Origin of the sequence: Leifsonia sp. CL147 (assembly GCF_900114565.1) — a bacterium.
GTDB lineage: Bacteria > Actinomycetota > Actinomycetes > Actinomycetales > Microbacteriaceae > Leifsonia.
Genome location: NZ_FOTM01000007.1, coordinates 57,412 through 79,728 on the forward strand (window position 1 = coordinate 57,412; position 22,317 = coordinate 79,728).

Below are 22,317 nucleotides of genomic sequence, written 5' to 3' on the forward strand. Positions count from 1 at the left end.
ACCGGCCGTTTCTGAAGAGGATGCTCAGGAGTTGGAGCTGAGCTTCTCACGCAGAGCCGCGAGCGACTCGTCGTCGGCGAGCGTTCCGCCCGAGCCGGGCTCGGAGGTGTACGAGGACGTACCACTGTCGGTGGAGGCCTCCTCGATACCCTTCGCAACCTGGCGCTTGTGCGCCTCCCAGCGAGCCTGGGCGGCAGCGTACTGCTGCTCCCACTCGTCGCGCTGCGACTCGAAGCCTTCCTTCCACTCGTTGGTCTCCGGGTCGAAGCCCTCCGGGTACTTGTAGTTGCCCTGGTCGTCGTACTCGGTGACCATGCCGTAGAGCGCCGGGTCGAACTCGGTGCCCTCCGGGTCGACGCCGTCGTTCGCCTGCTTCAGCGAGAGCGAGATGCGGCGGCGCTCCAGGTCGATGTCGATGACCTTGACGAACACCACGTCGCCCACCGAGACGACCTGCTCGGCCAGCTCGACGTGCTTGCCGGACAGCTCCGAGATGTGCACGAGGCCCTCGATGCCGTCCGCGACGCGGACGAACGCACCGAACGGAACGAGCTTGGTGACCTTGCCCGGTGCGACCTGACCGATCGCGTGGGTGCGGGCGAAGACCTGCCACGGGTCCTCCTGCGTCGCCTTCAGCGACAGGGAGACGCGCTCACGGTCGAGGTCGACCTCGAGGATCTCGACGGTGACCTCCTGGCCCACCTCGACGACCTCGGAGGCGTGCTCGATGTGCTTCCAGGAGAGCTCCGACACGTGGACGAGACCGTCGACGCCGCCGAGGTCGACGAACGCACCGAAGTTGACGATCGACGAGACGACGCCCTTGCGGACCTGGCCCTTGTGCAGGTTGTTGAGGAACGTGGTGCGGGACTCCGACTGGGTCTGCTCCAGCAGCGCGCGGCGCGACAGCACCACGTTGTTGCGGTTCTTGTCGAGCTCGAGGATCTTGGCCTCGATCTCCTGACCCAGGTACGGGGTGAGGTCGCGGACGCGGCGCAGCTCGATCAGCGACGCAGGCAGGAAGCCGCGGAGGCCGATGTCGACGATCAGGCCGCCCTTGACGACCTCGATCACCGTACCGGTGACGACGCCGTCCGCTTCCTTGATCTTCTCGACGTCGCCCCACGCGCGCTCGTACTGCGCACGCTTCTTGGACAGGATGAGACGACCCTCTTTGTCCTCCTTCTGGAGAACGAGGGCCTCGACGGTGTCGCCGACCTCGACGACCTCGCTGGGGTCGACGTCGTGCTTGATGGAAAGCTCACGGGAGGGGATGACGCCCTCCGTCTTGTAACCGACGTCGAGGAGGACCTCGTCGCGGTCGATCTTGACGACGGTGCCTTCGATGAGGTCTCCGTCGTTGAAGAACTTCAGCGTCTTTTCGACCGCGGCAAGAAAGTCCTCAGCAGATCCGATGTCGTTGACGGCGACCTGCTTGGGTGCCTTGTCGGTCGTTGCGGTTGTCATGTAGTGGGTGCTCCGTAATGGACAGGAATCAGGCCGGTCGCGACGAGTGTTCAGGTTGTTCCGCGAACGGCAGGCGGATAGGGATGTCAGACAAGTGACGTTCTAGTCTACCCGGCGGCGGATGCGTGCAGCAACCCGCGCGCGGTGAGGATGTCCCGCAGCGCGGGTTCGAGCTCGGGGTAGGCGAACTCGTAGCCGGCGTCGACCAGCCGCTCGGGAACGACCCAGCGGCTCTTCAGCACGAGCTCCGTCTCGGTGCGGATAGCCGCGGAGCCGAGTTCGAGCATCCACCGGTGGGCCGGGAGCGCGACGCGGCGGCCCAGCAGCCGTCGCAGTGTCGCCATCAGCGTGCGATTGTCGGTGGGATGCGGCGCTGCGACGTTCACGGCTCCGTCGAGATCGGGCCGGCCGCGCAGGAACTCGATCGCGCCGAGGACGTCGGCGATGTGCACCCAGCTGAAGCGCTGCCGGCCGCCGTGCGCCCGGTACTCGTGGAAGGTGCCGGAGTTGCGGCGGGCGCTCGTCGCGAACCACGGGCCGTCGACCTGCGGACCGCCGAGGCCGAACCGCACGAGGTTCACCAACGGCGTCAGCGCGCTCCCGTCGCCCAGGACGATGGCCATGCGGAGGGCCACCCGGCGGGTGCCCGGGAGGTCGCCGTCGAACAGCTCGTGCTCCCAGGCCTTCGCGACCTCCACCGAGAAGCCCGTGCCGAGCTCCCCCGTCGACTCCGTCATCGGCCGGTCCTCGGCGTGGCGGTAGATCGTCGCAGTGGAGGCGTTGAACCAGACGGGAGGTGGGGCATCACTGCCGGCGATCGCCTCCCGGATCGCCCGGGTGGTCTCCCGGCGGGAGCGGAAGATCTCGGCGCGGTTCGCATCGCCGTAGCGGCAGTTGACGCTCTTCCCGGCGAGATTGATCACCGCCGCCGCCCCGGTGACGGCCTCTCGCAGCGCGGCCGCATCGCCCCAGCGCACGTGTGGGCCGCTTCTGCCCACCAGCAGCACCTCGGCGCCCGCAGCGCGATAGTGCTGCTCCAGATATCTCCCGACGAAACCGGATGCCCCGGTGATGACGATGCGCTCGCTCACTTCGACCGCTCCCCCTGCTCTGCGTCGTGCTGTCCTGCGTCGTGCTGTTCCGTGATCTCGTAACGGAACCGGCCGCTGTACTGATAGATCCGGCCGATCCCGGGCGCGGCGACCGCGATCGACACCAGTTGCCGTTCGGTCTGCTCGTCCCATCGCTCGGTCAGGACCACCACCGGCGCGATGACCCGCGGGATGCGCACCCGCGCGCGGCCGACGAGCAGCCACACCGCGTTCGACCGTAACCGCAGCCCGCCGTCCCGCACCCTCGCAGAGAACCGCGCCTCCACGCGCGCCGGGACCCCGAGCCTGTCGACGAGCGCGTCGTCCTCCACCCGGATCTCGTCGATCATCGCGGCCGGGCGACCGCGAAGGTGGAACGTGCGGATCGCCGCGACGGCCGGTGCGCCATCCACCACGACCGGCCGGTTCTCCACCGTGAACGGCACCGAGCGCTCCCACACCGGGAACATCACGTGGGCCTGGGCGAGGACCGCAAGCACCGGCCACAGCCAGCGCCGCGGCGTCCCGACACGGTCGAACGCGCCGCTCCCCCGCCCGACCGCGCCGGCCGGGATGTCGTCGAAGTACGCCTGCAGCCGCGGATGCAGGTCGTCGAACGCCGTACCCAGGGCGGCGCGGTACGGGGAGGTCGTCACGGAGAGGATGCGGGGGCTCAGTCGAGCAACGCAGCCTTCAGCGTGTCGAGGCCGACGCCGCCGATGTCGAGGGCCTTCTTGTGGAAGGCCTTGATGTCGAAGGACGCACCTGCACGTCGCGCGTACTCGTCCCGCAGCTGCTCCCAGATGCGCTGACCGATCTTGTACGACGGAGCCTGGCCCGGCCACCCGAGGTAACGGTTCACCTCGAAGCGCACGAAGCTGTCGTTCATGTTGACGTTCTCGCGGAGGAAGGGGTAGGCGTCCTCGCCGGTCCACGGCCGTGAGCCGTCGGGCAGCGGCTTCTCGAGGTGCACGCCGATGTCGAGCACCACGCGCGCGGCGCGCATCCGCTGGCCGTCGAGCATCCCCAGCCGGTCGGCCGGGTCGTCCAGGTAGCCGAGCTGCTCCATGAGGCGCTCGGCGTACAAGGCCCATCCCTCGGCGTGGCCAGAGGTGCCCGCGATCCGGCGCCAGGAGTTGAGCTGCGCCTTGTTGTAGGTCGCCTGCGCGATCTGCAGGTGGTGACCGGGAACGCCCTCGTGATAGACGGTCGTCAGCTCGCGCCAGGTGTCGAACTCGGTGACTCCTTCCGGGACGCTCCACCACATCCGTCCGGCGCGTGCGAAGTCGTCGCTGGGACCGGTGTAGTAGATGCCGCCCTCCTGAGTCGGCGCGATCATGCACTCGAGGCGGCGGATCTCGGCCGGGATGTCGAAGTGCGACTTGCCGAGCTCCTCGATCGCCCGGTCGCTGGTCTCCTGCATCCAGCGCTGGAGGGCGTCGGTGCCGTGCAGCTTGCGGGAGGCATCGCCGTCGAGGAACTCGATGGCCTCGAGCACCGTAGCGCCCGGCTTGATCTCCCGCGCGATCGACTCCTGCTCGGCCCGCATCCGGGCGAGCTCCTCGATCCCCCACTCGTAGGTCTCGTCGAGGTCGACCGTCGCACCGAGGAACCCGCGCGACGCGAGCGCGTACAGCTCGCGGCCGACGGCATCCTTCTCGGGCGCGTGGGGTGCGAGCTCGTTCTCCAGGAACTCGGCGAGGCGGGCGTACGCCTCTGCCGACTCCTGCGCGCCGGCGGCGAGGTCACGGTTCAGCGCGTCGGGCAGCTCGCCCTCGAGCGGCTTGGCGTCACCGGTGAATTCGAAGAAGAATCCGGTGCCCGCTACCTGCTTGCGGGCCTGCGTGAGCACCTCACGAACCTGGCGGATCGCCGGGGTGTTCCCGGTTGCGATGCCGCTGCGCAAGGTCTCGATGTACCCGTCCATCGCGGCCGGGAGGTTGTGGAGCCGCTTCGCGACGTTGGCCCAGTCGTCTTCGGTGTCCGTCGGCACGATGTCGAAGATGTCGCGCAGCTCCTGCGCCGGAGAGGCGATCACGTTGAGGTCGCGCTGGGCGAACCCGGCTTCGTGCTTCTCGATGGTGAGCTGCAGCTCGCGGGACAGGTCCATTCGGGTGATGCGGTCGATCTCGTCGACCGGTTCGGCCGCGCGGATGCGCGCGAGCGCCTCCTTCACCTTCGCGATGGCGTGCTCGGCCCCGGCCGGCGAGTAGTCGGCGTACTCGCCTTCGCGGCCCGGTCGCCCCAGCCACACATGGAATTCGGGGTAGAGCTCGAGTTGGGTGTCCACCCACTCCTCGGCGATCGTGTCGACCGGGGTGGGTTCGCGCTTCTGATCGTTGGTCATGATCCGACCCTATCGAGCACGGCCCAGCGGGAACACGAGGAATGGCGATCTGTGGACAACCTCCACCTGTTGCACAGTTCGTCTCAGTGTGCGGCGGCGTCCCAGTCGGAGCCTCGACCGACCTGAACGTCCAGGGGGACCCGGAGATCGACCGCGCCGGCCATGCGCGCGCGGACGATCGCCTCCAGCGCGTCCCACTCGCCAGAGGCGACCTCGAAGATGAGCTCGTCGTGAACCTGCAGCAGCATCCGGGAGTCGAGCTTCTGATCGATCATGTCGCCCGCGATCCCCAGCATGGCGACCTTCATGATGTCGGCCGCCGAACCCTGGATCGGCGCGTTGAGCGCCTGGCGCTCGGCGTTCTCCCGGAGGACCCGGTTGGTCGATGTCAGGTCGGCGAATGGACGGCGGCGACCGAAGATCGTCTCGGTGAAGCCGTCGACCCGCGCCTGCTCGACGACATTGCGCAGGTAGTCGCGAACCGCGCCGAAGCGCTCGAAGTAGTCGGACATGAGCTGCCGCGCCTCGGAGGTCTCGATGCGCAGCTGCTTGGACAGGCCGAACGCGCTGAGGCCGTAGGCCAGTCCGTAGGACATCGCCTTCACCTTCGTACGCATGGCCGGGGTCACCTGCGCAGGATCCACACCGAAGACGCGAGAGCCGACGAAACGGTGCAGGTCTTCGCCCAGGTTGAACGCCTCGATCAGCCCGGGGTCCCCGGAGAGGTGGGCCATGATCCGCATCTCGATCTGCGAGTAGTCGGCCGTGAGCAGCGTCTCGAAGCCCTCTCCGTGGCGGAACGCGGAACGGATCTCGCGCCCCTCCTCGGTGCGGATCGGGATGTTCTGGAGGTTCGGGTCGTTGGACGAGATGCGGCCGGTGCTCGTGCCGGTCTGGTCGTACGTGGTGTGGATGCGCCCGTCGGACTCCACGGACCGCTCCAGCGTCTCGACGATCTGCTTCAGCTTCGTCGCGTCGCGGTGCTGGAGCAGCAGTCCGAGGAACGGATGCGGGTTCTTCTCCTGCAGGTCGGCGAGCGAGCCGGCGTCGGTCGAGTAGCCGGTCTTCGTCGCGCGGGTCTTCGGCATCCCGAGCTCCTCGAAGAGCACCTGCTGGAGCTGCTTCGGCGACCCGAGGTTGATCTCGTGGCCGATCTGCGCGTACGCCTGGGCCGCGAAGTCGTTGGCCTTGTCCGTGAGCTCGCCACGCAGCCGCGCGAGAACCTCGGTGTCGAGCGTGACGCCGTTCAGCTCCATCTCGGCCAGCACCGCGACGAGCGGCAGCTCGATGTCGTCGAGCACGGCGCGCGTGCCCTCGTCGAGCGCGATCATCTGGCCCTCGGCGACGCGACGGATGTACCAGGCCTCGGTCGCCGGGCTGACGGCGTCGTTGATCGGCACGAGCTGGTTGGGATCGGAGACCGGAAGGGTCTCGCCGAGCACCTCGTAGACCTGCTCCGCGAGCGACTGCGGAGCGGCTCCCGGCTTAACGAGCCAGGATGCGATCCGGGTGTCGAACGCCAGTCCGTCCACGATGAAACCGGCGCGGCTCAGGGCTTTGAACTGCGGCTTCGCGTGGAAGAAGTACTTCGGTGCGCTGCTCGCGAGCCAACGCTCCAGGGCCCCCTGCGCCGAGGATGCAGCACCCGTGCGCGGGGGCGTCCACGGCACGTACACCGTCTCATCCGCAGTGGCGAGGCCGAAACCGCTGATCCCCGCGGGCCCGAGTTCGAGCTGGACCGCGACGGCCGTACCCTCGGCCGAAGCTGTGGACAGCCAGCTCGCGAGCTCTTCCTCCGTCAGCGACCGGACGGCCGGAGCGCTGACCGCTCCCGCATCGCCCACTTCGGCGACGGACAGGGCGCCGTCGAGCATCCCCTCCTCGGCTGCCGTCTTCATGAGACGCTCGAGCAGGGTCTTGAACTGCAGCCGCGCGAAGATGTCGCGCAACGCGTTCTCGTTGAGCGGCTTGCGTTCGAGCTCGGCGAGGCTGATCGGCAGCTCCACGTCGTCGAGGAGCTTGTTGAGCCGGCGATTGCGGAGGGCGTTCTCCTTCTGCTCGCGCAGCTTCTGACCCACCACGCCCGTGATCTCGTCGGCGTGCGCGACGATGTTGTCGACCGTTCCGTACTGCTGCACCCATTTCACGGCCGTCTTCTCGCCGACCTTGTCGATCCCGATCAGGTTGTCGCTCGTCTCGCCGACGAGGGCCGCGATCTCGGGATACTGGTGCGGCTCGATGCCGTAGCGCTCGATCACCGCCGCCCGGTCGTAGACCTTGAGCTCGGAGACGCCCCGGACGTTCGGGTAGAGCAGCGTGACATCCTCGTTCACGAGCTGGATGGTGTCGCGGTCGCCCGAGACGAGCAGGACCCGGTACCCCTCTTCGACGCCGCGCCGGGCGAGGGTCGCGAGGATGTCGTCGGCCTCGTAGTCCTCCTTGGCGATCGTCGTCACGTTCATCGCATGGAGCGCCTCTTCGAGCAGCGGGACCTGTCCGGCGAACTCCGACGGGGTCTCGTTGCGCGTGCCCTTGTACTCGGGATACTCGCGCGTGCGGAAGGAGTAACGCGAGATGTCGAAGGCCACGGCCAGGTGCGTCGGCTTCTGCTGCTGGAGCAGGTTGATGAACATCGCGATGAAGCCGTGGATCGCGTTCGTGTGCTGACCCTCGCGGTTCACGAAACTGTCGACCGGGAGGGCGTAGAAGGCCCGGAAAGCGAGCGAATGGCCGTCGATGACGAGAAGGGTAGGCTTTTCGGAGTCTGACACCAGGACAGCCTACAAGCGGCCGGTGACAGTCCAGACGACCCGTGGAAAGGTCGAAGATGACCGAGGATGCGCTCTCGTACGTGCAGCAGAGAGGGCTCGGCAGGCTCGCCGAGAAGATGGGCATCGAGATCCTCGAGTTCAGCGTGGAGCGGGCTGTGGCACGCATGCCCGTCGAGGGGAACACCCAGCCCGCCGACCTCCTGCACGGAGGCGCCTACGTGGTCCTCGGGGAGTCGCTCGGCTCCATGTCCGCCAACCTCTATGCGGGCGACGGACGGCTCGCGGTCGGCATCGAGATCAACGCCTCGCACACCCGCTCGGCGACGAGCGGCTACGTCACGGGCGTGTGCACGCCCATCCATCTCGGCCGTACGCTGACCACGCATGAGATCGCGGTGACCGACGACCAGGGGCGCCGCTGCTCCACGATCCGCATCACGAACCTCATCAAGGAGCTGTAGCCCGCCGCACATTCGTCACGAATGTGCCGCTGGCGGCGCGATTTCGCGACATTCGTCACGAATGTGCCGCTGGCGACGCGATTGCGCGACATTCGTCACGAATGTGCCGCTGGCGGCCGCGCTACTTCTTGGGCGCGAGCTGGTCGATGATCGCCTGGGCGACGTCGTGCATCGTGAGACGGCGGTCCATGGAGGCCTTCTGGATCCAGCGGAACGCCTCCGGCTCCGACAGGCCCATCTTCTCGTTGAGGAGGCCCTTGGCGCGGTCGACCAGCTTGCGGGTCTCGAAGCGCTGGACCATGTCGCCGACCTCGGCCTCGAGGGCGATGATCTGCTGGTAGCGGGCGAGGGCGATCTCGATCGCCGGGAGGAGGTCGTTGGGCGTGAACGGCTTGACCACGTAGGCGAGGGCGCCCGCCTCGGTCGCGCGCTCGACGAGCTCCTTCTGGCTGAAGGCGGTCAGCAGCACGACCGGCGCGATGTGATCCTTCGAGAGGCGCTCCGCCGCCGAGATGCCGTCGAGCTGCGGCATCTTCACATCCATGATGACCAGGTCCGGGCGCAGCTCGGTCGCGAGCGCGACCGCCGTCTCGCCGTCTCCGGCCTCGCCGACGACCTCGAAACCGTTGTCGCGCAGGATCTCGACGATGTCGAGGCGGATGAGCGATTCGTCCTCCGCCACGACGACGCGGCGGGGTGCGGTGGGGGTGGTCTCCTGGTCAGTCACGCGTGAAAGCCTACGGTATTCTTCAGGTGTTGTTGTGCGCCGCTGTGGCGGAATGGCAGACGCGGAGCACTCAAAATGCTTTGTCCGGAAGGGCGTGTGGGTTCGAATCCCACCAGCGGCACGACTTCAGATCCTGGCGCCGACGACGGTCGCGGCGAAGCGCCTGGCCCGCTCGGCGAGGCCTGCGATGCGCTCCTCGACCACCAGGTCGGCGTCGAAGCCGACGTACGACGGCGGAGGGGTCCTCCGCACGTTGGCGCTGCACTCGAACGCGCCGCAGACCAGGGTGCCGACGGTGTCGCCGTTGCGGCCGGCCTGCCCGGCACGCCGCGCCGACCAGAACCAGACGTCGTTGGTGAGGTGCACATCCTGGCACCATCCGCAGATCGTGGGGGCGTGCGATCGCATTGAGGCCTCCGAGGCGCGCAGCGCGATGCCGACCGGGCCCTCCCCCGTCGGGATGACGACGTAGCCGCGCTGCGGCAGCCGCGGGTCGCGCCAGCCGAGGAATTCGCGGCGCGCCCAGTCCACCTCATGGAGACCCGGCGGCAGGGGGAGCTCTTCCGCTTCGCTGCGGGAGCAGTTGACGAACGACTCGCGGATCTGCTGCGGGCTCAGGACCTCCATGCGCACCTCCTGCTCCCATGCTCGCACAGGATCGGCCTGTCACCGCTTGACCCTGCCCCACGGGTCAGGGATTAGCGTTCACGCATGACCACGATCGAGAGCGTCACGGACGCCAGCTTCCAGGAGGATGTGCTCGCCGCCCCGGGCACCACCGTCGTCGAGTTCTGGGCGGAGTGGTGCGGTCCCTGCCGGGCGCTCTCCCCCATCCTCCAGAGGCTGCAGGAGGAGCACGCCGACAGCATCCGGATCGTCAAGATCAACGCTGACGAGAACATGCAGAGCACGATCGCCTACAAGGCGCTCGCGCTGCCGGTGATGAAGGTGTTCCGCGACGGCGAGGTCGTGAAGACGATCATCGGCGCCAAGCCCAAGCCCGTGCTGGAGCTGGAGCTCGCGCCGTTCCTCTGAGCCCACCACCTTCGGCGCGGTGAAACCGGTCGCCGCCTCAGGTGAGGTGATCGAACGCGCCGCTCACCCAGCCGATGTACCGGTCGGCCGAGCGGAGCACCGCATCCCGCGCATCCCCCGGGATGACGTTGGCGAGGTTTCCGTAGAGCCGGTCGAACGGCCGGTCGCAGAGCAGATCGGCGATGCGGCGCACCACGGCGGCCGACAGGGGGATGTCGTTCGGGAAGCTCCGCTGGAACGTCACCCAGCGCTGCGACGGACCGGGGAACACGGTGTCGCCGCTCAGCACGACCCCGCGATCCCAGTGGACGACCGCGCTGCCCGGGAAGTGGCCGCCGATCGTCCGCAGCGTCACACCCGGCAGGATCTCGACCTCGCCCGTCCACGACTGGATCGCCGGGTCCTCGCGCTGCACCCAGTGGCGGTCGGCGGCGTTGACGAGCACCGGAGGGTCGCCCAGCATCCGCGACCAGCTCACCTGCGCGCCGAACATGTGCGGGTGGCTCGTCGCGATCACGGCGACGCCACCGAGGTCCTGGACGGCGGCCGCGGCCGCCTCGTCCACGTATCCCGTGGGATCCCACAGCAGATTGCCCTCGGGAGTGCGCAGCAGCAGGCTCTGCTGGCCGATGCCGACCCGCGGCTCGCTGCGCAGCCCGAACAGGTCGGGCTCCAGCTCGGTCACCACGACGTGCTCGCCCTCGCGCTGCAGGCGCTGCAGCGTCGTCCACTCCTGACCGCCCGGCGGGACGTACTGCCGCTCGTCCTCGCAGATCGGGCACGACGCCGGGGGATGCTCCCCCGAGCCGTCGACGACCGGAACAGTCTCCACCGCGCATGCCGCACACAGCCACTCCGCCACCCTCCGGACTCTATCGCGACGGAATAGTCTGCGACGAGGACCGATTGGAGTGGATGTGAAACGCATCGGGTTCCTCAGCTTCGGGCACTACCAGCCCATCCCCGGCTCCGTCTCGCGCACCGCAGGGGACGCGCTCCGGCAGACCATCGAGCTCGCCGTCGCGGCGGAGGAGCTGGGGGCGGACGGCGCGTTCGTCCGCGTCCACCACTTCGCGCCGCAGCTGGCGTCGCCGTTCCCGCTGCTGGCCGCCATCGGCGCGCGCACCTCCCGCATCGAGATCGGCACAGCGGTCATCGACGCCCGGTACGAGAATCCCCTCTACATGGCCGAGGATGCGGCCGCCGCCGACCTGATCAGCGGAGGGAGGCTGCAGCTCGGCGTGAGCCGCGGGTCACCCGAGACGGCACTGCGCGGCTCCGAGTCGTTCGGGTATGTCCCCGCCGAGGGCGAATCGGACGCCGACATGGCGCGCCGCCACATCGAACTGTTCCGCGCCGCGATCGCCGGCGCGGGAGTGGCGCAAGCCGATCCGGCCATGACTGGAGGCCAGCGCGGCGCCCTGGCGATCGAGCCGCAGTCGCCCGGTCTGGCCGACCGCATCTGGTGGGGCGCCGGCTCTCGCGCGACAGCGGTCTGGGCCGCGGAGCAGGGCATGAACCTGATGAGCTCGACGCTCCTGACCGAGGACACCGGCGTCCCGTTCTCCGACCTGCAGGCCGAGCAGCTGCAGCAGTACCGCGAGGCGTGGGCCGCAGCCGGCTGGGAGCGCGAGCCGCGCGTATCGGTCAGCCGCAGCATCCTGCCCATCACGACGGACCTCGACCGCCGCTACTTCGGCGCGTCGGCGCTCGCCGACCGGCACGATCAGGTGGGGCACCTGGACGGCGGCCTCGCACGTTTCGGGAAGAGCTACGTCGGCGATCCGGAGCGGATCGTGGAGGAACTGCGGGAGGATGCGGCCGTCGCCGACGCCGACACCGTGCTGGTGACCGTCCCCAACCAGCTGGGCGTCGACTACAACGCGCACCTCCTGGAGACGATCGTCACCCAGATCGCGCCGGCGCTGGGATGGCGGGGCTGAATCCTGGGCCGGCGTGTACCCCGAATGCGGCATAGACGGAAACAGGGATGCTGACATGATGGAGTGACCGCACACCCGAAATGGCGGTAACCCGTTCCGTTCCGCTTTCTAAGGGTGTGCCATGCGAGCTCCGCGTCTCCGGGTCGTCATCACCGCCACGGCCGTCGCCGTCGCGATCGGCGGCTCCGCTCTCGCTGCTCCAGCGCTCACGGCTGCACCGGCGGCAGCCGTGACCGAGCGGATCGACGGCGGCTCCTCCCCGTCTGCTATCACCGGCATGTGGGCGTGGGGCAACCCGATCGATCCGGCCGTGGATGCGCGGGGCGAGGGACTCGCGCAGTTCGAGCCGCAGGCGCTGGCGGACTTCGCCGCGGCGCACCACCTGCGGACCGTCTTCCTCTCGGTGCCCTGGGCGGCCGACGAGGGTCCGTTCGGCGCCTGGCTGACGGAGGCGATCCATGCGCTGCACGCCGTGGGAGTGACCAAGGTCGCCGCACTGGGCGGCGATCCGTCCTGGGCCGACGACCCGTCGCTCGCGGCGGACTGGACCGCGGCGGCCCTGCGCGCGGCGCCCTTCGACGCCATCCAGTTCGATGTGGAGCCGTGGGTCGTGTCCTCGGACTCGGAGCTGCCCGCCGTCGTCGCCAAGCTCCAGAACCTCTACGACCAGGCGCGCGTCGCCGCCGGCTCCACTCCGGTGGGCGCCGACCTGCCGTGGTGGCTCGCGGCGAAGCCGCAGCCGGACGGCGGCACGGCGTTCGACGCGCTGCTCCCCCACCTGAAGTCGGTCGCCATCGTCGCCTTCAGCGACCACGCGGACGGAACGGACGGCATCGCGGCTCTCGCGCAGCCCGCCGCTGCGGCGGCCGCTGCGAAGCGCATCCCGTTCACGATTGGGGTGGAGACGGACACGCCGGAGGTCGCGGGCGGCGCGGCCGCGACGTTCGGCGACGACAGCGCAGCGCTGCTCGAGTCGGAGACGGCGAAGGTCCGCACGGAGCTTTCAGGCCTGCACGGCTACGGCGGCGTCACCGTCGAGCACCTGCTCGCCTGGCAGAACCTCCTCGCGCGCTGACGCATCCCGCGAGGTGCTCGTCGTTGCACGCGACACGCCGAGAGCGGGTGCAACAACGAGCACCTCGGCGAAAGCAGCTCGGCAAGAGCAGGCTTGCCGAGGTGCTCGTTGTTGCAGGCGACACGCCGAGCGCCGGTGCAACAACGAGCACCTCGGCGAAAGCAGCTCGGCAAGAGCAGGCTTGCCGAGGTGCTCGTTGTTGCAGGCGCAGGACCTCCTCGCGCGCTGACGCATCCCGCGAAGTGCTCGTTGTTGCAGGCGACACGCCGTGAGCGGGTGCAACAACGAGCACTTCGGCGAGAGCGGGCTCGGCGAGAGCGGGCTCGGCGAAAGCGGGCTCGGCGAAAGCGGGCTCGGCGAAAGCGGGCTCGGCGAGAGCGGGCTCGGCGAGAGCGGGCTCGGCGAGAGCGGGCTCGGCGAGAGCGGGCCGGCGAGAGCGGGCTCGGCGAGAGCGGGCTCGGCGAGAGCGGACGGACGCAGTCCGGCGGGTCAGCGGCCGTCGGCGGCAGCCTCCAGCGCGGCGACGTCGAGCTTGCGCATCGTGAGCATCGCCTGGTTGGCACGGCTCGCCCGCTCCGGGTCGGGGTCCGACTGCAGCTCGAGCATCCTGCGCGGCACGATCTGCCAGCTGACGCCCCAGCGGTCCTTCAGCCAGCCGCACATGCTCTCTTCCCCGCCGTCGGCCGTGAGAGCCTCCCAGAGCCGGTCCACCTCCGCTTGGTCGTCGCAGATCACCGAGAGCGAGATCGCCTCCGTGAAGGGGAAGCCCGGACCGCCGTTCATCGCCTGGTACTCGACCCCGCCGAGGGTGAACGTGACGACGACGAGCCCGCCCGGCATCGCATCCCCGAACCGCTTCACGTCGAGGATCCGCGAATCCGGGATGAGCGACGTGTACAGCGTGGCCGCATCCTCCGCTCCGTCGTCGAACCACAGGAACGTGCTGACCTTCTGCATGGGATCCCTCTCCCCGCACCCGCCGTCGGGCGCGGTCGATGCCGCCCATGGTAGCCGCGCGCGGTAGCGTTGCACCCGTGCCGGGTACCGCATTCACGAGCTACATCGCCATCGGGGACAGCTTCACCGAGGGCGTCGGCGACGACCTCCCGGACGGTCGCGTGCGCGGCTGGGCCGACTTCGTCGCCCTGGGGATGGCGTCGGCCTCCGGCGCGCCGTTCCGCTACGCGAATCTGGCCGTGCGGGGGCGCAAGCTCGGTCCGATCGTCGCGGAGCAGCTGGAGCCCGCGATCGCGCAGCGTCCCGACCTGGTCAGCCTGAACGGCGGCGGCAACGACATCATGCGGCCCCGCGTCTCCATCGAGAGCGTGGCGAGGACCCTGATGGATGCGGCTGATCGCGTCGTCGCGTCCGGCAGCCACATGCTCCTCCTCAGCGGCGCGAACCCCAGCGCGCACCTCCCGCTCGGCGGGCTGGTCCGCCGCCGCGGCGAGGAGCTCGCGGTCGCCGTGCGGGCGATGCTGCCGCGGGAGGGGATCACGTTCGTCGACAACTGGGCAGACGAGGGCCTGCAGGACATCCGCTACTGGTCGGAGGACCGCCTCCACCTCGGTCCGCTCGGGCACGCGCGGGTCGCGAGCAACGTGCTGAACGCCTTCGGCATCCCGGTACCGGCCGAGTGGGGCGTGGAGGAGGTCGCCGCGGCGCCGCCCGGCGAGAAGACCCGGCGGACCGCGGAGTACTACCGCCGCTACGTGCTGCCGTGGATCGGCCGTCGGCTCACGGGCCGCTCGTCCGGCGACGGCCGCGCCGCCAAGATCGCCGAACTCACCGTGGTCGACCCGGAGACGGCGCACCCGCTCTGAGGCCCGGCCGGCACTCACCTCTTGGCCCGGGATCGCGTCGCAGCTACCGTCGAGGCATGAGCGAAACAGTGGTCCGCCCCGTCGACGACGCGGTGTGGAGCGACATGGAGGCGGTGTTCAGCACCCCGGGCGACCCTGCGGGATGCTGGTGCCAGTGGTTCAAGGCGCCGCGGTCGCAGTTCGACCGGCTGGGTCGCCAGGGAACGCACGACGCCCTCCACGAGCAGGTGCGCTCGGGGACGCCGGGCGTCCTCGCCTGGGTCGACGGCGAGCCGGCCGGATGGGCGGCGGTCGAGCCGTACTCGGCCTACGCGAACCTCGCCCGCTCCCCCATCACCAAGCGGCTCCCCGGCGATCCGGAGGACCCGTGGGCCGTGACCTGCTTCGTCGTGCGGGTGGAGTTCCGCCGGCAGGGCCTCGCCCGTGCGCTCTTGGCGGGAGCGGTGGAGCATGCGCGGGCACAGGGCGCGCAGGTGCTCGAAGGGTATCCCGTGGACACGCAGGTGCGGCCGTCGCTGTCGACCGCTGCCCGCTATCACGGCACGGTCTCCCTGTTCCTGGAGGGCGGCTTCGACGTGGTCCGCAGGCCCAGCGAGACCCGGGCCATCATGCGCCGGACGGTGTGAGCCCGCCCAGTAGGCTCGATGGATGAGCTCCACCCGTCGCGACCGCCTCGTCGGCGCCGGCACCCAGGTGGCGACGGAGATCAGCATCAACTACGGCTCGTCGCTCGCCGGCCTGCTCATCCCGGTCGTCGGATCCCTCGTCGTCGTCGCGGCGCGGCAGCTCGTGACCGCCGTCGCCGTGCTGCCGTTCTACCGGCCGCGCCGCTCCGAGCTGACGTGGCGGCGGCTCTGGCCGGCGCTGGCGCTCGGCGTGGTCCTCACGGTGATGAACCTCAGCTTCTACGAAGCGGTCGGCCTCCTCGGCCTGGGCATCGCCGCCACGATCGAGTTCCTCGGGCCGTTCGCGCTGGCCCTCGCCGGCTCCCGGCGCCTCGTGGATGCGGGCTGCGCGGTGGCCGCGGCCGCCGGCGTGCTGCTCCTCACCGCGACCGAGGGGTCGATCGATCCGGTCGGCGTGGTGCTCGCCCTGACCGCGGCGGCGGCCTGGGCGGCGTACATCCTGCTCACGCGTCAGGTCGCGACCCGGCTGCCCGGGCTCGAGGGCCTCAGCGTCGCGAGCATCGTGTCCACGGTGCTGACTGTTCCCCTCGCTCTGGTGGTGGTCGACTACAGCCGAGTGGATGCGCGGGTGCTGCTCCTGCTCCTGGCTCTCGGCGTGCTCTCCTCGGCGGTGCCTTACAGCCTGGACACATTCATCCTGCGCCGCATCACCCCGCGGCTGTACGCCGTCATCACGAGTTTCGGACCAGTCGTCGCCACCGTGTTCGGCGTGCTCGTGCTCGGCGAGCGGTTCTCGCTGCTGCAGCTCGCCGGCATCGTCGTGGTGTGCCTGGCCGCCGGGATCACCATCGCGACCCAGCGCGACCGTCCGCGCTCCGACCTGGAGCAGACCGCCGAAGGCGTTGCGTGAACCCCGGCCCAGGAGGCCCGGTCCGGCGCGTCAGGACAGGATGTCCTTCGTCGTGAACCGTCCGATCGCCAGAGCGCCGAAGACCGCCACGTAGCCGAGCTGCAGCAGGGCGTTCTGGCCGAACGAGTCCCACGAGATCGGGTCGCGCAGGAAGTCGCCGAATCCGAGCCAGTAGTGGCTGAACAGCCAGGGATGCAGCGCCTTCAGCTGCGGAAGCTGGTCGAGGACCTGCGCGAACACGGCGAGCACGGCGGTCGCGGCCATGGCGCCGACCGGCACGTCGGTGAGGGTCGAGAGGAACATCCCGATCGCGCAGAGCCCGAGCAGCGACACGACGATGTAGAGCGCGATGAGCGCGAAGCGCAGGTACGCCTCCCCCAGCCCGACTTGGACGCCGGAGAGCAGGGTCACCGGTCCGATCGGGAAGAGCAGCATCCCGATCAGAGCGCCCGCGACGGCGACGACCAGCGCCGCCGCCACGCAGAACACCGCGCACCCCGCGTACTTCACCGCGAGCAGCCGCAGCCGGCCGGCCGGAGCGATCACGAGGTACCGCAGGGTGCCGTGGCTCGCCTCGCCCGCGATCGTGTCCCCCGCCACCACCCCGATGGTCAAGGGCAGGAACAGCGGAACGCACACCACGAGCGCGGTGAACGCCACGAACAGGCCGTTGGAGGTGATGTCGCTCAAGAAGGCGGGGCCGCGCGAGCTCCCGCCGGTGATCCGCACGGCGACGGCGATCAGGATGGGGACGGCGGCCAAGGCGGCGAGCATAGCCCAGGTGCGCCAGCGACGGAACATGACCGAGATCTCCGACCCGAGGAGCGCCCAGCCGGCCGAGGGCCGTTCGCGCCGGGCGCGGGGAGACGGCGACGCCTCGGCGCCGGGCGCTGCGGTCTCGGAGGCGACGGTGAGCTCACTGCTCGACATCGAATCCCTCCCCGGTGAGTTCCACGAAACGCTCTTCGAGGCTGGAGGCGCGCACGGCGAAACCGCGCAGGCGCACCCCCTCGCGAACGAGGGCGGCGGACAGCTCCTCCGCGGGCGGCGCGGCTTCGCCGAGAGCCGCCTCCACCCCGGGCCCGGTCGGGACCGCGTCGAGGCCGAACCGGCCGAGGACCGCCAGGGCGAGGTGCGCATCCGGCGTCTCGACGGCGACCCGGGGACCGGAGCCGCGTCGCAGCTCGTCCAGCGATCCTTGCGCGACGAGACGTCCCGTCCGCATGATCGCGGCGTGCGTGCAGACCTGTTCGATCTCGGCCAGCAGGTGGCTCGACACGAACACGGTCCGGCCCTCGTCCGCCAGGGAGCGGACGAGGCTCCGCACCTCGCGCGTCCCCTGAGGGTCGAGGCCGTTGGTCGGCTCGTCCAGCACGAGCAGGTCGCGGTCCGTGAGGAGCGCGCCGGCGATGCCGAGCCGCTGCTTCATCCCGAGCGAGTAGGCGCGCACGTGCTTGCCGGCGGCGTGCGACAGGCCGACGCGTTCCAGTGCCGCCTCGACCCGGGCCCGCCGGGTCGCTCGGGGCGCGTAGCGGTCGGCGGTGTCCCGCCGGACGAGGTTGGCGGTCCCGGACAGGTACGGGGCGAAGGCCGGGCCCTCGACGAGCGCGCCGACCCGCGGAAGGACGCGCGCGCCGCGGTCGGGCATCGCCTCGCCCAGCACCTGGATGGACCCGGCAGACGGGGAGATCAGGCCCAGCAGCATCCGGATCGTGGTCGTCTTGCCCGAGCCGTTGGGACCGAGGAAGCCGAACACGGACCCGCGCGGCACGTGCAGGTCGAGGGCGTCGACCACCGCCCGCGACCGGAAGCGCTTCGTGAGGCCGCTGGTCGCGATCGCCGCGTCGCTCACCGGCCGGTCGCCTGCGACGCCGCCTGCAAGGCCGAGACCGGGACGGCGCCGGCGAGGACGCGGCCATCCGACGTGATCAGCACCGACACGAGCGAGGAGCTCAGGGCGCGACCGCCGTCGACCGGCTGCGTCAGCTGCTGGAAGAGCGGGTCGCCGGTGAGGGCCACCGGAGCGGAGCCGGCCGGCAGGGAGACGATGGTCGCCCATCCCGTGCCGGTGACGGTCGGCTTCACGTGCGGGCCCGATGCCTTTCCGGAGTGCCCGCCTGTGGGGAGCTTCTGCTCCGTCACCGTGGCGCCCTTCGGCGGCGTGAACGCGAAGCGGGAGGCGTCCGGCTTCTGATCGCTGAAGGCGGTGAACCCCGCCTGGAACGACGGCGAGCTCGCTCCGCGTGCCGTGACGGCGACCTGCAACGGGATGCCCGTCGTGCCGTCGACCGCGATGGAGACCGAGCCGACCAGCGTGCCGTCGGCCTTCGGGGTGAGGATCAGGTCGTACGCGTCACGCCCTGCGACGGTGGTGTCCGCGCCCAGGGAGACCGTCGTCGACGGGTCCACCGCATCCAGGAAGCGCTGCGCCAGCTGCGACGGCGTGAGGGACGTCTCGTCGGGCGCCGCCGTCTTCTGCGCGTGCGCGGGAAGTGTCGCGTGCGTCACCTTCTCGCCCGTCGACTGGTACAACCACAGATCGGAGCCGTTGCGGATCGCGTCCCGCTCGGCCAGCTGGTCGAGCACCTGGACGCGGACACGCGTCGGACCGTCCACCCACACCTTCGCGGTGTGGTCGGCCAGCGCCAGCTCGAGGGCGTCGACCGCGCTCGAGTCCTGGGACCTCGGCGAGACGGACGGCAGGCTCGGCAGTCCCAGATCGGAGGTCTGCTCGACGGTGCCGGAGAACGAACGGGTGTGGCTCGATGCGACCAGCCGCAGTACGTCCGCCGGGGACTTCACAGGCAGGTCGGCCGCGCCCGCCGCGAGCGGTGCGATGACCGCGCCCGCGGCGATCACGAGGGGGACGACGACAGCGGGCGCCCAGCGCATCCAACGGTGTTCCATAGCCCGAGGATACGCGCGCCGAACCCCGGCCGACCCTCCGGATTGCATGGGAAAACCCGAGTTCATCCCCCGGTCTGACACGGCGTCATACCGGAGGGGGACGCACGAAGGGCCCCGCACGACGCGGGGCCCTTCGTGACCGGTGCTAGAGGACGTCGCCGACCCGGTGCACGCGGATGTCGTTGGTGGTTCCGGGGATTCCGGGAGGGGACCCGGAGATGATGATGACCTTGTCCCCGTCCACCGCGCGGCCCGTCGTCTTGAGGGCATCGTCCACCTGCGCGACCATCTGGTCGGTGTGGGTGACGCGACCGACGAGGAAGGACTCGACGCCCCAGAACAGGGCCATCCGGCGACGGACCGACTCCTCCGGCGTGAAGGCCAGGATCGGGATCTTGTTGCGCAGGCGTGCGACGCGGCGGGCCGACTCGCCCGACTCGGTGAAGACGCAGAGGAACTTCGCCTCGACGAACTCGGCGACCTCGGCGGCGGCCAGCGTGATCGCCCCCGACTGGGTGCGCGGCCGCGTGCCGAGCGGAAGGATGCGCTCCAGGCCGTGCTCCTCGGTCGAGGTGACGATCCGTGCCATGGTCTGGACGGTGACCGTCGGGTACTCGCCGACGCTGGTCTCGCCCGAGAGCATGACCGCGTCTGCTCCGTCGAGGACGGCGTTGGCGACGTCGGAGGTCTCCGCACGCGTCGGGACGGGGCTGGAGATCATCGACTCGAGCATCTGCGTCGCCACGATGACGGGCTTCGCGGCGCGGCGGGCGAGCTCGACGGCGCGCTTCTGCACGATCGGGACCGCCTCCAGCGGCAGCTCCACACCGAGGTCGCCACGGGCGACCATGATGGCGTCGAACGCCTCGATGATCTCCTCGAGGGCATCCACGGCCTGCGGCTTCTCGATCTTGGCGACGACCGGGATCTTGCGACCCTCCTCGGCCATGATCTCGTGCACGCGCTCGATGTCCTTGGCGTTGCGCACGAACGACAGAGCGATGATGTCGGCGCCGAGCCTGAGGCCCCAGCGGAGGTCGGCCTCGTCCTTGTCCGACAGGGCGGGGACGTTCACGGCGACGCCGGGAAGGTTGATGCCCTTGTTGTTGGAGACGGGACCCGCGACGATGACCTCGGTCGTGACGACCGGGCCTTCCACGCCGGTCACGCGGACCCGGACCTTGCCGTCGTCGATCAGGAGGAAGTCGCCGACGTGGACGTCGTTCGGGAGGCCCTTGAACGTCGTGGAGGAGATCTCCCTGGTGCCGATGATGTCCTCGGTGGTGATCTTGAAGACGTCGCCCTCGGCGAGCTCGTAGGGGCCGGCCTCGAACTTGCCGAGACGGATCTTCGGACCCTGCAGGTCGACGAGGATGGCGACCGGCTTGCCGGCGTCGTCGGCGGCCTTGCGGATGTTCGCGTAGACCCCCTCGTGCACCTCGTAGCTGCCGTGGCTCAGGTTCATGCGCGCCACGTCCACACCCGCGTCGATGATCGCGCGGATGTTCTCATAGCTGGAGGTCGCCGGCCCGAGGGTCGCGACGATTTTGGCCCTTCTCATGCTTCTTGTTCGCTCCGTTGTTTCTGCGCCGATGGCGCGTGGTTCGATAGTGGCGCCCGGTCGTGCGGGAGCCATGAGTTCAGACAAGGATGCCGCGATCGGTGGGACGGATCGGAGACGGCAACTGCGTCTCCCCCTCAAGATACCGGTCGACGGCGGCAGCCGCTGCCCGGCCCTCTGCGATGGCCCACACGATGAGGGACTGGCCGCGGCCCGCGTCGCCGGCGACGAAGACGCCCTCCTGCGAAGTCTGGTACTCGCCGTCCCGCGCGACATTGCCGCGCTGGTCGAACGGGAGCCCGAGCTGCGCGGACAGGTCCTGCTGCTCGGGGCCGGTGAATCCGAGGGCCAGGAGCACCAGATCCGCGGGGATCTCGCGCTCGGTCCCGGCCTTGGGCACACGGCGTCCATCCAGGTACTCGGTCTCGGCCACGCGCAGGGCGCGGACCTCGCCGAACTCGTTGGCGAGGAACTCGACGGTGGAGGCGAGGTACTCCCGCTTGCCGCCCTCCTCGTGCGCCGACTGGACCTCGAACAGCGTCGGGGTCGTCGGCCACGGCTGGTGCTCGGGGCGCTCGGTCGGCGGCTGCGTGCCGATGGCGAGGTTCGTGACGCTCGCGGCGCCCTGGCGGTGCGCCGTCCCGATGCAGTCGGCGCCGGTATCGCCGCCGCCGAGCACGATGACGTGCTTGCCGTCCGCCGTGATCTGGTCGGCGACCTGGTCGCCCGCGCCTGCCTTGTTCTGCTGGACGAGGTACTCCATCGCGAAGTGCACGCCGGAGAGCTCCCGGCCCGGGATGGGCAGGTCGCGCGGCACCATCGCACCGGTCGCGACGACGACCGCGTCGTACCGGGCGCGCAGGTCGTCCCACGTGATGTCCACGCCGATGTCGACGCCCGCGCGGAAGCGGGTGCCCTCGGCCATCATCTGGTTGAGACGCGCCTCGAGGTGCTTCTTCTCCATCTTGAAGTCCGGGATGCCGTAGCGCAGCAGGCCGCCGATCCGGTCGTCCCGCTCGTACACGGCGACGGTGTGGCCGGCGCGGGTCAGCTGCTGCGCGGCGGCGAGACCCGCCGGGCCCGAGCCGACGACGGCCACGGTCTTGCCGGTGAGGCGCTCCGGCGGATGCGGCTGCACCCAGCCGTTCTGCCAGGCCTGGTCGATGATCGAGACCTCGACCTGCTTGATGGTGACGGCGGGCTGGTTGATGCCGAGCACGCACGACGACTCGCACGGCGCCGGGCACAGCCGGCCGGTGAACTCCGGGAAGTTGTTCGTCGCGTGCAGGCGGTCGATGGCCTGACGGCCCTCCCCGCGCCACATCAGGTCGTTCCACTCCGGGATCAGGTTGCCGAGCGGGCAGCCGGAGTGGCAGAACGGGACGCCGCAGTCCATGCAGCGGCCGGCCTGCCGGCGCAGCTGCGCCGGGTCCTGGCCTTCGTAGACCTCTTTCCAGTCCATCAACCGGACCGAGACGGGGCGGCGCTTGGGCAGCTCCCGCTCGGTCACCTTCAGAAAGCCTTTGGGATCAGCCACTGTTCACCTCCACATCTTCGAATCCCCGGGGATCTG

The 22,317-nt window shown here is 69.9% G+C and carries 21 protein-coding genes and 1 tRNA gene; 8 read left to right on the plus strand and 14 right to left on the minus strand.

The features are described 5' to 3' along the window. Positions 1–24: 24 nt before the first annotated feature. The 5 genes from rpsA to polA all read right to left on the minus strand — a co-directional run bounded on the left by rpsA (position 25) and on the right by polA (position 7,676). Positions 25–1,467: a 30S ribosomal protein S1 gene (rpsA, locus tag BM287_RS08195; RefSeq protein ID WP_090107286.1), complete on the minus strand. Its 1,443-nt coding sequence runs from the start codon at positions 1,465–1,467 to the stop codon at positions 25–27. A 107-nt stretch (positions 1,468–1,574) separates the two neighbouring features. Next, positions 1,575–2,558 carry an epimerase gene (locus tag BM287_RS08200; RefSeq protein WP_090038122.1) on the minus strand — a complete coding sequence of 328 codons (984 nt, stop codon included), beginning with the start codon at positions 2,556–2,558 and terminating at the stop codon, positions 1,575–1,577. Beyond that, complete coding sequence (locus BM287_RS08205) at positions 2,555–3,214, minus strand: DUF4166 domain-containing protein (protein ID WP_090038119.1); 660 nt, start codon at positions 3,212–3,214, stop codon at positions 2,555–2,557. The genes BM287_RS08200 and BM287_RS08205 overlap by 4 nt, the downstream gene beginning before the upstream one ends. A gap of 17 nt (positions 3,215–3,231) precedes the next feature. Then, positions 3,232–4,905 carry a DUF885 domain-containing protein gene (locus BM287_RS08210; protein ID WP_090038115.1) on the minus strand — a complete coding sequence of 558 codons (1,674 nt, stop codon included), beginning with the start codon at positions 4,903–4,905 and terminating at the stop codon, positions 3,232–3,234. A gap of 83 nt (positions 4,906–4,988) precedes the next feature. Continuing rightward, complete coding sequence (gene polA / locus BM287_RS08215) at positions 4,989–7,676, minus strand: DNA polymerase I (RefSeq protein WP_090038111.1); 2,688 nt, start codon at positions 7,674–7,676, stop codon at positions 4,989–4,991. A 56-nt stretch (positions 7,677–7,732) separates the two neighbouring features. Here polA and BM287_RS08220 point away from each other — a divergent pair, with 56 nt between their 5' ends. Continuing rightward, positions 7,733–8,137: a hotdog fold thioesterase gene (locus tag BM287_RS08220; protein WP_090038108.1), complete on the plus strand. Its 405-nt coding sequence runs from the start codon at positions 7,733–7,735 to the stop codon at positions 8,135–8,137. Between the two features lie 121 nt (positions 8,138–8,258). Here BM287_RS08220 and BM287_RS08225 read toward each other — a convergent pair whose 3' ends face one another. Next, on the minus strand, positions 8,259–8,864 hold the full coding sequence (locus BM287_RS08225; RefSeq protein ID WP_090038105.1) for an ANTAR domain-containing response regulator: 606 nt from the start codon (positions 8,862–8,864) through the stop codon (positions 8,259–8,261). A gap of 38 nt (positions 8,865–8,902) precedes the next feature. On the opposite strand from BM287_RS08225, the gene BM287_RS08230 reads away from it, so the two are divergent. Beyond that, a tRNA-Leu gene (locus BM287_RS08230) sits at positions 8,903–8,985 on the plus strand. 5 nt (positions 8,986–8,990) lie between these two features. Here the strand turns inward: BM287_RS08230 and BM287_RS08235 are convergent. Beyond that, the gene (locus BM287_RS08235; protein WP_090038101.1) at positions 8,991–9,491 is read right to left on the minus strand and encodes an FBP domain-containing protein; all 501 of its coding nucleotides are present in this window, start codon (positions 9,489–9,491) and stop codon (positions 8,991–8,993) included. Between the two features lie 84 nt (positions 9,492–9,575). On the opposite strand from BM287_RS08235, the gene BM287_RS08240 reads away from it, so the two are divergent. Then, positions 9,576–9,899, plus strand: coding sequence for a thioredoxin family protein (locus tag BM287_RS08240; RefSeq protein ID WP_090038097.1), 324 nt, complete (start codon positions 9,576–9,578; stop codon positions 9,897–9,899). A gap of 37 nt (positions 9,900–9,936) precedes the next feature. Here BM287_RS08240 and BM287_RS08245 read toward each other — a convergent pair whose 3' ends face one another. After that, on the minus strand, positions 9,937–10,761 hold the full coding sequence (locus BM287_RS08245) for an MBL fold metallo-hydrolase (RefSeq protein ID WP_244528056.1): 825 nt from the start codon (positions 10,759–10,761) through the stop codon (positions 9,937–9,939). Between the two features lie 49 nt (positions 10,762–10,810). Here BM287_RS08245 and BM287_RS08250 point away from each other — a divergent pair, with 49 nt between their 5' ends. Next, positions 10,811–11,842, plus strand: coding sequence for an LLM class flavin-dependent oxidoreductase (locus BM287_RS08250; protein WP_090038091.1), 1,032 nt, complete (start codon positions 10,811–10,813; stop codon positions 11,840–11,842). Positions 11,843–11,963: 121 nt separating this feature from the next. After that, positions 11,964–12,917 (plus strand): hypothetical protein, encoded by a 954-nt coding sequence (locus tag BM287_RS08255; protein WP_090038089.1) that lies wholly within the window; start codon positions 11,964–11,966, stop codon positions 12,915–12,917. Positions 12,918–13,406: 489 nt separating this feature from the next. Here the strand turns inward: BM287_RS08255 and BM287_RS08260 are convergent, their stop codons facing one another. Beyond that, positions 13,407–13,874, minus strand: coding sequence for a VOC family protein (locus tag BM287_RS08260; RefSeq protein ID WP_090038086.1), 468 nt, complete (start codon positions 13,872–13,874; stop codon positions 13,407–13,409). 77 nt (positions 13,875–13,951) lie between these two features. Between BM287_RS08260 and BM287_RS08265 the strand changes: the two genes are divergently transcribed. Genes BM287_RS08265 through BM287_RS08275 form a run of 3 tightly spaced genes read left to right on the plus strand, consistent with a single transcriptional unit; the run spans position 13,952 to position 16,276 of the window. Next, positions 13,952–14,740, plus strand: coding sequence for an SGNH/GDSL hydrolase family protein (locus BM287_RS08265; RefSeq protein WP_090038083.1), 789 nt, complete (start codon positions 13,952–13,954; stop codon positions 14,738–14,740). 56 nt (positions 14,741–14,796) lie between these two features. Continuing rightward, positions 14,797–15,366 (plus strand): GNAT family N-acetyltransferase, encoded by a 570-nt coding sequence (locus BM287_RS08270; protein ID WP_090038080.1) that lies wholly within the window; start codon positions 14,797–14,799, stop codon positions 15,364–15,366. Positions 15,367–15,388: 22 nt separating this feature from the next. Further along, positions 15,389–16,276 carry an EamA family transporter gene (locus tag BM287_RS08275; RefSeq protein WP_090038078.1) on the plus strand — a complete coding sequence of 296 codons (888 nt, stop codon included), beginning with the start codon at positions 15,389–15,391 and terminating at the stop codon, positions 16,274–16,276. 30 nt (positions 16,277–16,306) lie between these two features. Here BM287_RS08275 and BM287_RS08280 read toward each other — a convergent pair whose 3' ends face one another. From BM287_RS08280 to BM287_RS08300, 5 genes are all read right to left on the minus strand, one after another. After that, positions 16,307–17,206 carry an ABC transporter permease gene (locus tag BM287_RS08280; RefSeq protein ID WP_090038075.1) on the minus strand — a complete coding sequence of 300 codons (900 nt, stop codon included), beginning with the start codon at positions 17,204–17,206 and terminating at the stop codon, positions 16,307–16,309. Further along, a complete protein-coding gene (locus BM287_RS08285) occupies positions 17,193–18,128 on the minus strand; it encodes an ABC transporter ATP-binding protein (RefSeq protein WP_090038073.1) in 936 nt (311 codons plus the stop codon). The genes BM287_RS08280 and BM287_RS08285 overlap by 14 nt, the downstream gene beginning before the upstream one ends. Continuing rightward, a complete protein-coding gene (locus BM287_RS08290) occupies positions 18,125–19,183 on the minus strand; it encodes a LolA family protein (RefSeq protein ID WP_244528058.1) in 1,059 nt (352 codons plus the stop codon). The genes BM287_RS08285 and BM287_RS08290 overlap by 4 nt, the downstream gene beginning before the upstream one ends. 145 nt (positions 19,184–19,328) lie before the next feature. Then, positions 19,329–20,744: a pyruvate kinase gene (pyk, locus tag BM287_RS08295; protein WP_090038062.1), complete on the minus strand. Its 1,416-nt coding sequence runs from the start codon at positions 20,742–20,744 to the stop codon at positions 19,329–19,331. Positions 20,745–20,823: 79 nt separating this feature from the next. Then, positions 20,824–22,281, minus strand: a complete 1,458-nt coding sequence (locus BM287_RS08300) for a glutamate synthase subunit beta (protein WP_090038056.1) — start codon at positions 22,279–22,281, stop codon at positions 20,824–20,826. Positions 22,282–22,317 lie beyond the last annotated feature (36 nt).

Coding starts and splice junctions, on each gene's coding strand:
- rpsA (WP_090107286.1), bottom strand. CDS start 1,467: ATGACAACCGCAACGACCGACAAGGCACCCAAGCAGGTCGCCGTCAAC.
- BM287_RS08210 (WP_090038115.1), bottom strand. CDS start 4,905: ATGACCAACGATCAGAAGCGCGAACCCACCCCGGTCGACACGATCGCC.
- BM287_RS08220 (WP_090038108.1), top strand. CDS start 7,733: ATGACCGAGGATGCGCTCTCGTACGTGCAGCAGAGAGGGCTCGGCAGG.
- BM287_RS08235 (WP_090038101.1), bottom strand. CDS start 9,491: ATGGAGGTCCTGAGCCCGCAGCAGATCCGCGAGTCGTTCGTCAACTGC.
- BM287_RS08240 (WP_090038097.1), top strand. CDS start 9,576: ATGACCACGATCGAGAGCGTCACGGACGCCAGCTTCCAGGAGGATGTG.
- BM287_RS08255 (WP_090038089.1), top strand. CDS start 11,964: ATGCGAGCTCCGCGTCTCCGGGTCGTCATCACCGCCACGGCCGTCGCC.
- BM287_RS08260 (WP_090038086.1), bottom strand. CDS start 13,874: ATGCAGAAGGTCAGCACGTTCCTGTGGTTCGACGACGGAGCGGAGGAT.
- BM287_RS08270 (WP_090038080.1), top strand. CDS start 14,797: ATGAGCGAAACAGTGGTCCGCCCCGTCGACGACGCGGTGTGGAGCGAC.
- BM287_RS08275 (WP_090038078.1), top strand. CDS start 15,389: ATGAGCTCCACCCGTCGCGACCGCCTCGTCGGCGCCGGCACCCAGGTG.
- BM287_RS08280 (WP_090038075.1), bottom strand. CDS start 17,206: ATGTCGAGCAGTGAGCTCACCGTCGCCTCCGAGACCGCAGCGCCCGGC.
- BM287_RS08290 (WP_244528058.1), bottom strand. CDS start 19,183: ATGGAACACCGTTGGATGCGCTGGGCGCCCGCTGTCGTCGTCCCCCTC.
- pyk (WP_090038062.1), bottom strand. CDS start 20,744: ATGAGAAGGGCCAAAATCGTCGCGACCCTCGGGCCGGCGACCTCCAGC.